At 46.9% G+C, this 8,389-nt stretch carries 6 protein-coding genes and 1 pseudogene; all 7 read left to right on the top strand.

The features are described 5' to 3' along the window. Nucleotides 1–256 (top strand): annotated as a pseudogene (locus DKW60_RS05135) (type IV pili twitching motility protein PilT); the annotation flags it as partial. Then, nucleotides 253–1,398: a PilT/PilU family type 4a pilus ATPase gene (locus DKW60_RS05130; RefSeq protein WP_109836590.1), complete on the top strand. Its 1,146-nt coding sequence runs from the start codon at nucleotides 253–255 to the stop codon at nucleotides 1,396–1,398. The pseudogene DKW60_RS05135 and the gene DKW60_RS05130, both read left to right, overlap by 4 nt. A 23-nt stretch (nucleotides 1,399–1,421) precedes the next feature. Continuing rightward, nucleotides 1,422–1,664, top strand: coding sequence for a hypothetical protein (locus tag DKW60_RS05125; RefSeq protein ID WP_109836589.1), 243 nt, complete (start codon nucleotides 1,422–1,424; stop codon nucleotides 1,662–1,664). Between the two features lie 161 nt (nucleotides 1,665–1,825). After that, a complete protein-coding gene (locus DKW60_RS05120) occupies nucleotides 1,826–3,346 on the top strand; it encodes a tetratricopeptide repeat protein (protein WP_109836588.1) in 1,521 nt (506 codons plus the stop codon). 12 nt (nucleotides 3,347–3,358) lie between these two features. Next, nucleotides 3,359–5,170: a hypothetical protein gene (locus DKW60_RS05115; RefSeq protein WP_109836587.1), complete on the top strand. Its 1,812-nt coding sequence runs from the start codon at nucleotides 3,359–3,361 to the stop codon at nucleotides 5,168–5,170. A gap of 38 nt (nucleotides 5,171–5,208) precedes the next feature. Next, a complete protein-coding gene (locus DKW60_RS23945; RefSeq protein WP_219988638.1) occupies nucleotides 5,209–6,090 on the top strand; it encodes an OmpA family protein in 882 nt (293 codons plus the stop codon). 15 nt (nucleotides 6,091–6,105) lie between these two features. Beyond that, nucleotides 6,106–8,322 (top strand): primosomal protein N', encoded by a 2,217-nt coding sequence (locus tag DKW60_RS05105; protein WP_109836586.1) that lies wholly within the window; start codon nucleotides 6,106–6,108, stop codon nucleotides 8,320–8,322. The last annotated feature ends 67 nt before the right edge of the window (nucleotides 8,323–8,389 follow it).

Raw genomic sequence — 8,389 nt, 5'->3', positions numbered from 1 at the left:
TTTAACTGAGTATTTTAGGATGAAAGAACTGATGGCAAAGTCCAATCAGCTCGGTATGTGCACGTTTGACCAAGCCCTATTCCACATGATTGATGCAGGTATGATCACCGTGCAGGAAGGCATGCGTAATGCCGACTCTATCAATGACCTACGCCTTAAGCTGAAACTACACAGCCGGAAATCAAAAGGTGGTGACTTCTTTAAAGGCACCGATGATCTCTCGATTGAAGAAATCTATGATGAGGCCGCCCAATGAGTGAATGTCATCCACAAATAAAAGCTTTCTTGGCTGCCATGGTGAAACATGAAGCCTCCGACCTTTATCTGACAACCGGAGCTAAAGCCTCTATTAAAGTTATGGGGGGATTTAAACACCTCACCAGAGAAGCACTAAGGCCGGGCATGGTTGAAACTCTCACCCAGACCATGCTGAACGATATTGAATGGGATACCTTCAAGTCCACTAAAGAAATCAATAAAGGGATGGCGATTAATGGTATCGGACGCTTCCGTATTAATGCCTACCATCAACGTGGAGAAGTATCGATGGTGATTCGTCACGTGCGCTCTGAAATTATGACGCCGGAGCAATTAGAACTTCCGGAAGTGCTTAAAGAGCTCGTCATGAAAAAAGACGGCTTGGTGTTATTTGTTGGTTCAACGGGTGCGGGTAAATCAACATCAATGGCGTCCTTGATTCAGTACCGTAATGAGCGTCATGCCGGTCATATTCTGACTATCGAAGACCCGATAGAATTTGTTTTTCAACACAGTAAATCGATTGTTGGTCAGCGTGAGGTCGGTTTCGATACTTTATCCTACCAAAATGCAATGCGTGAGGCGATGCGTGAAGCACCTGATGTCGTGATGGTGGGCGAGGTACGTGACACTGAGACCGTCGACTCTGCAATGGGCTTTGCAGACACCGGACACTTAGTCATAACCACCTTGCACGCCACAAATACCACTCAGGCCTTGGATCGTTTGTTATACCTGTTTCCGGCAGAGCAAAAGCAGCGCATATTGATGGATCTGTCGATGAATCTGCGTGGGGTTGTTGCGCAGCGTTTGATTCCGGATGTGTATGGGCGACGTGTTCTGGCCAGTGAGGTTTTGATTAACACGCCTTTTGTCGGTGAAATCATTCGCAAGGGCAATACACATGAGCTCCATCAGGTTATCGAAAAAGGCTCAACTGACGGCATGCACTCTTTCGATCAGTCTCTGGTGAAGCTGTGTCTGGCGGGGCGAATTACCAAGGAAGCAGCGCTGGAAAATGCGACCTCTAAAAACAATCTGGAATGGCGCTTGAATTTCGAACAAAAGTCTGGAATAGACGATGAAAGTCCGGTAGCCTCCTCCGGCTCGAACAACGAACTACCTGAATTAGAACACTAAAAAATAGAAAACTGGGGAATATAATGAAAAAAATTACAACGGCTGCTGCCATCATTAGCTTTGCATTTTTAACAGGATGCTCGGGACAACAAGTAGCGGATGCGGCTATTGGTGTAGCGAAGGTTCCGTTCAAAGTCGTCGGTGCTGCAGCAACGGCAGCGGCAACAACCGCGGGTACAGTAGCGGGAACAGCAGCAGGTGGCCCACTGGGCGGGGCAGTAGGTGGCGCAGTCGGCGGAGCAATTGTTGGCGCATTAACACCTTAAATTATAGTAATGCTGTAATAAAGAACTATCAGTTTCAGGGACAATGTCTGGTATAGTTAGACACATAACGTACCGGATGTCCTTATGTACCGCGACGATAATTATTATAAGTCATCAAATTCTATGCAGCATACTCAAGCACAGCGCCGGAGTACTTCCGCGTGAGTCAGCAAAACAAAGATCCTAAAGCTCTGTATCGACAAGCAGAGGCCGCCCGTAAAGCGAATAATCCTGAAGAAGCTCAGCAGTTTTATCAAGAAGCGATCAGAAGTACTGATGAACGCACACTTGAGCGTGGTGAATCCGCTATTCTTCGTACTGAGAAAGCTCGCAGTGCCTTAAAAGGCCGATCTACTCTATTCTTCCTACTACCACTACTCATTGCAGGCATTGCTTTTGCGATTTACCGCTACATAGAACATGACTTCGCTAGCAAGCAAGCAGAAACAGATCCTAAGACATTCCAATTTGTGGAGTGGTTAGCGTCACGCCAAACTCAGCAAGTCATCAGTAATATTGTCTCTGCCAATCCCGAACTAAGTTTTGACTTCAGCCGTGCGACCGCCTCTTCTTCAATGAGTCCGGAAGAAGCATTGCAGTCTTTAATGCGCCCGGGTATGCAGGACAGAATTCGCAGTCAAAATGAATCATCAACAGCCAGCAGCAGTGGCGATGGAGAGGGTGACGGGCCTGCACGTTTTGTGTGCTCTGTTGATCCGAACCCAGCATGTTCTGCCGCTGACCAGCCAAGTGCTCCCGGTGAACGACGGGCTGATATCTCAATGCTGGTCCGCTCTTATCGCAGCGTGCTCGACAATGAGCGAGACTGCGAGAAAATGGAAGCAGCCATTGATGTGATTGGTCAAAAAATACAATGGCGAAAGAGCGAAGCTGAGATCAAATTCGAACTGGAACAACTGGCAATGAGCTGCTACTCACGCCAAAAAAATCATGACAAGGTGATTGAACAAGCCAGAAAAATACAATGCTCTGGTGATGCATCAGCCATGAACACTGGCTACTGGCACCTGACTGCCAGTTATTATCAGCAAGGCAGACAAGCTGATGCTCAACGGATGTATACCTGCTTCCGCGAGACCGTACAACATCTCGCCACTTATGAGTTCGAGCCTTGGCGTATCGCAGCTCGTCACCGTGAATCAGGAGCTTTGGCTTGGTTGTATTTTAACGACCTTGATACCGCAGTGGCTGAACTGGAAGCCGCCAGAAATATCCTGAAGAAAGCCAGCGGTGGCTCTAGTAGCCTCAGTGCTGTGGCAGCGGAAGTTGATCTTGATCTGATGGAAACCTACGTTACTGCTAATATTGACCCTGACACCTTCAGTGAACTACATGAAGATATCAATACTAGCGGTTTACTGACCGATGGTTACAAACAAATCAAAGACACACTGGCAGGTATTTATTATCTGCAGAACCGGGAGAACAAGAAGTCTATTGTTGCCCTTGAGAATGTTGCAACCCGATTTAAACACCTGCCAGAATACATCTGCAGCTGGGATTGGTCAGGTTTCCAACGTGGCCTAAAAGATTCAATCAGTGACCCGGTTGCTCGCGAGTACGCAGATAAATTGGTCGTTGCGACTGATTGCTATGTTCCTCAAACCATTGAAAACAGAATCCAGAGTGTGCAAGAGGTACTCCGATGGTTAAGGCGTTAAGGGTGAACACTCATGCTTGATAGTATTTTACTCAAACTCATTCAACAAGAGTCCAATGCTCCAAATCTGGATCCTATGCAAGCAGATAGTTTTGAGCGTCCATCGTTCTATCTACATTGGATCACGCCTGTCCGTCATTTATTGGCGATGCGATATCTAAAGCATAAAAAATCACTGTTAACCGCTTTTACTGAGCAAGCTATCTATCCGATCCATAAGCGTGACTATATTGATGCGCTGGAAGAAAAACTTCAGAAAAAGGCTTGGTTTGGCTGGATGAACAATCCGGGAGCATTCATTAGCCCGCTGTCTGTGATCGTCTTTTACCCATTAGTAATCGCCGCTCTCATCTTTAGCAGCTGGCAAATTCATCACTGGTATGTGGATAAGAAAATGCATTTGGCACTCGCTGACCGCATGCCTTATTACAGCGAACTTCTGCATCGCGCCCAAGTCGCCAGACAATACGCAGCAGACGAACCACTAAAAAAATATCTCGCGCTAGCTGAGGAGGAAAAAAAGAACATTATCTCCTTAGTGCCCAATGAAGGCGCCGTGCACACACTCATGGAGCGTGCGCTATCCAGCATGCAAGATGATACGCAAACCAATGCTGACATTATGGTGCATTTCAAAAACCTGAATGCTGAAATGGACCTTGAAAAGCTGCCTTATTACATGTCTCCAAAGCTCTTCATGGATGACTGCAGCAGCTTTGCACCGGGTGTCGATAAAGAACAAAACGAGATCATGAACCTGCTCGAACGCCTACTGCGAGAACAGGAAGTTGACGACAAACCGCTATGCCGCACCGGCATTATTACTGTCTATAATGTTGATGAGCGACGTGCGCTGGATTATCTCGATCAGGAGAAAGAAGAGCTTCCGCTCTATCATGTGACACGAGCAGATAAGGTACCTGCTGCAGATGGTGCGCTGGGCCTGACCTTCAAAAGCCAAGGTGTCGGGTCAATCATATTGCTTGATCAAATAAAACGCTTTGCCGAGCAATCAATATTGCCAGCTCTGACGTTTCAGGGACGTAGCTATATCATTCCGTACTGGCTGCAAGGCTACTACGATATCGAAGAGAGCATCACTAAGAACTACAAGCACGACATCGGTGAGTTGTTCAAGAGTCCGGAGTCAATAAAGCGACTTCGTGCAGCAGCAAAAGAAATGTTGCTCGACCAACAGCATTTAGCGAGTTCACGCATGCAACAGACTTTGCAACGTTCAACACCAGCAACCACGGGCACTACAGGAATCATTGGTGGACTGGATGCTATTAGTGGCATGATGGACGCAGTGCGTGAACCTAGCAAACAACCCGCTCAGGACGAAGCACGAGAAGAGCTTGACGAGTTAATGGTTAGCCTGCTGCCGAGCATCGAGTATCACGAAGCCTATCATCAGATTGAAAAGGAAAGTTGGCCAGAACCTGCGTGGGTTGCCACTAATTTCAAGGACTTATCTGAGCATGGCATTGAGAGCAGCCTTGAAGAGCTGGGCGCGTATCTTACACAGCTCGTCTATACCGACACGGGGCATAAAGTTTGGTTAACCAAATTACTATTGTTCTCGTTAAATTCAATGACTAAAGATCAACCGGAGTATTACGCCTCATCAATGATCTTCTCGGCATTGCGGGATCTCTATTTGCTGCATGATATAAAACCGAACCACGAGCTAAGCGTGGATGAGAAAGTCGCGATTTTTAAAACACTCTCAGAAATGGGGATTACTGAGTTACAAAATAAAGCCAGCGTTGCATTTGAAGTTTTATTTGAGCGGCCGGTGGTTATCTTGCAGCAAATTGATTAGTATGTAAAAAAATAAGCCATTGCAAGGGGATTCAAAGCATGGACAAAACAATAACAAAACACCTGCCTAAAGCGTTTCTTATCTTAGGAATCAGTGCATTTACCTATGGCTGTAGTAGCCAATCGATTTCTATTCCGGGTAGTCAGCTTTTCGGTCAACAGACGAGTAAAAACTGTATTGACAAGAAGACAGGCAAAACCATTCCCGGCTGCTTAGTCGGTAATAAAACAGCGTCTACTAAGACCACTAAACGAGAGCCACTTCGCTTGCTGGCCGATAAGCCTAAAGAGCCTGTTGTCACCCGTAAAACAGTGATTAAAGCCGATAAAACCGCGGTTACCACAACGAATACACCTGCGGCTAAGACCGGGGTTAGTGCTTCTCCGGCTAAAATACCAACCACTACGACAAGCACAGCGGTGACGACTACAACTGACATACAAAAACCTGAGGGGATGACTAAGCCTAAGCCCGCTCCTATTGTCATTCCTCAGACACCTGTTGTCAGAACTATACCAAAACCAGCACCAGTGAAGGTGCAAGCCGAAACCACACGCCGTCTGACGTTAAGTGGTAGTGCAACCTTCAGAACCGGTAGCTCGTCATTATCACAAGCTGGCAAAACTAAACTATCTGCACTAGCACGAACCTTGACCAGCTCAGGCACCACAATCAGCCGCCTGTTAATTGAAGGCCATACTGACAGCTCAGGCTCTGCTGCTATGAATCAGGCACTATCACTTAAGCGCGCCAATGCAGTTGCAGATTACTTAGCCTCACAGGGCATTATGAGATCATCAATGGAAACAGCCGGTCGTGGAGAAAGCTCACCAATTGCTGATAACAAAACCAGTGCAGGTCGTGCGCAAAACCGTCGTGTAGAAATTACCGCAACCGGAACCCGACAAACCACTCGCTAAACGGTAAACTGTGGTATGCCTAACACACTCGGAATTGTGCGTGTGGTCATACCCAGACCGCTCTATCAAGCATTTGATTATCACTGCCCCCTGCCTCTCCCTGAGGCAGGGTGTCGTGTGCGCGTACCTCTGGGCTTAAACAGCACCGTCGTCGGTATCATTATTGAATCTGGCGTCACATCAGAATTTGAACAGCTCAAAGCCATTGAAAGCGTACTGGATGATAAACCGTTATTAGACCCGTCACTGCTGTCACTTCTTAATTGGGCGAGTATTTACTACCATCACCCGATTGGTGAAGTCCTGTTCTCAGCACTACCTAAACGACTGCGTGAAGGCAGGGAGTTATCGGAAAATTTCTCGTGGCACCTTAATTGTGATGACCACGAAGCTGCGCTTGTGAGCTTGAAACGTGCTCACTTACAACGTGAGCTATTCCAACAACTACAATCTCACAGCATGACCGAAGCCCAGCTGACAAGTTTACACCTCAGCAAATGGCGTAAACCGATGCAACAACTCGAAGCTAAAAGCTGGGTTGAACGACGTAAAATCACTAATGATCACAGCACCGTGCAGGATGTTGATCACCCCAACCAACACCTGATCGAACTCAGCGAAGAGCAAAATGACAGCCTCAGCCAGCTTGCTGAATGGCGTAAATCAAGCATACAAACCCCAGCCCTACTTCATGGCATCACAGGTAGTGGAAAAACTGAGATCTACCTGCGGGCCATTAAGCCTGAACTGGAAGCGGGCCGACAAGCCTTGCTGATGATTCCGGAAATTGGCTTAACGCCCCAGTTATTCCAGCGCTTCTGCGACTTTTTCCCCAATCAAACGGTTGTAGCACTACACTCAGGCTTAAATGATTCACAACGCGCACAAAACTGGCAATCAGCCCAAACGGGTGAAGCGGATATTGTCGTAGGCACTCGCTCCTCTATTTTCTGTGCCTTTAAAAATTTGGGCATCATCATTATCGATGAAGAACATGATGGGTCTTTCAAGCAACAGGAAGGTTTTCATTATCATGCGCGGGATTTAGCTGTGAAAAGAGCAAATCAGCTGAATATCCCGATACTATTGGGCAGTGCAACGCCGGGACTGGAAACATTATTAAATGCTGAGCGCGGGCGTTACCATTACTTACAATTAAAAAAACGTCCGGGTACACGCAAGCCACCTAAAACATCTCTGATCGACATTCGAAGCCAAACGCTAGAGGCGGGTGTTTCTCGTAAATTACTATCCGAAGTTGGTAAGCAGGTGCGTGATGGTAATCAGGTCATGTTGTTTCTCAACAGACGAGGTTACGCCCCCGTATTATTGTGTATCCAATGTGGCTGGCATGCGACCTGCTCAGCGTGCAATGCTGAAATGACTTTTCATGCAGCAAGGCATAAAGCGATTTGCCACCATTGTGGACACCAACAACGTATCGGTACTGCTTGCCCTTCTTGTCAACACCCACAACTAACGACACAAGGTCATGGAACGGAGCGAGTTGAGCATTTATTATTGTCGCACTTTCCAGACACGCCCGTCGTTCGGGTAGACCGTGATACTACGAGTCGTAAGGGAGAGCTTGCACGCAAGCTAGAGATTGTCAGATCAGGTGAACCTGTCATTCTGATTGGAACACAAATGCTAACAAAGGGGCATGACTTTCCAAACCTGACACTGGTAGGTATTTTGGATATTGATCAGGCACTTTTTAGTACAGACTATCGGGCACAGGAACATTTAGCACAGCAGATTGTCCAAGTCAGTGGACGGGCTGGCAGAGGGGAAAAAAAGGGCCACGTGGTACTTCAAACAAGTCAACCACAGCATCCAATGCTAAATCAGCTGCTGACACAAGGGTACAGAGCTGTAGCACAACAATTACTGCAAGAGCGACAAGCTTGGCAGTATCCTCCTTTTGGCTTTCAAGCGCTAATCCGGGCAAATGCACCGCAGTTCGAGGAAGGTCTACTTTTTTTAAGTAGCTTGAGAGATGATTTGCGAGTATTGCCTGAGATAGAAACGGGGGAAGTTTCTCTACTTGGACCAATGCCTTCACCGATGGAAAAGCGATCTGATCGCTATCGTTACCAAATGCTGGTAAGCGCCAATCGCAGATCGTCCTTACATTGCTTTCTGGATCAACTAATTAGCGTCCTCAGGCAGAAAAAAAAGTCTCGGGATCTCAGATACATACTTGATGTTGATCCTACAAACTTTATGTAAGTTCATGTTTATTGAGAAATATTATTGATTTTTTTCCTTGCCAGCCAGAGAGACTAATGGCACTATG

Source organism: Leucothrix pacifica, from assembly GCF_003172875.1.
Lineage (GTDB): Bacteria > Pseudomonadota > Gammaproteobacteria > Thiotrichales > Thiotrichaceae > Leucothrix > Leucothrix pacifica.
Note: the sequence above shows the minus strand (reverse complement) of the source record. Positions and strands in the feature narration are given on the sequence as shown.